The organism is Vibrio sp. 378 (genome assembly GCF_033339435.1).
The window spans coordinates 1-527 of record NZ_JAWOUO010001130.1 but is presented as its reverse complement, the minus strand read 5'-3'; the positions used below and the strand labels follow the sequence as shown (position 1 = coordinate 527).

Here is a 527-nt window from a genome sequence, read left to right as displayed (position 1 = left end):
AGGGTTGTTATCGATGAAATCTCTCATTGAGTCAGCAGTCACTTGCAGACTGTTCAAGGCGGCATTAACCTTCTCAATACTTGCCGAACTGTTCAACGCTAATAACTGCGCCTTCCAAGTCATGATCTTTGGCGTTTGTTCAGAGACCAAACTCAATCTATCGGATACATCTCCCAATGCTTCCGGCATCGTACCCAACGTTGTTACCGCGTCTTCCTCACTGATTTGATTGGCTTCTAACCAAGCACGGTAAGCGGGCGTTCTAATCGTGCTTAAATCAGCAAACGGATAGTGTCTAACAAAGTCAGCAACAAAGAGCTTCGTTTTATCGTAAACCTCTTTTTTCAACAGTGATTGAGCGAGCTGGTCTACCTCATTGGCTAAGTGTGCCGAGACTTGTTTGGCTTCATCTGTAGCAAAAATGTCACGGCCAGCGCCCGTCGCATAAAACTGGTTCATTTGATGGGTGAACACCCACGTATCAATCAATGCAGCCATTGGTGAGACTTGATATGCTGCAGCTTGCA

The 527-nt window shown here is 45.9% G+C and carries 1 pseudogene; it reads right to left on the bottom strand.

Annotated elements, in window-relative coordinates:
* A pseudogene (locus tag R7Q48_RS30760) lies at positions 1-527 on the bottom strand (chemotaxis protein); the annotation flags it as partial.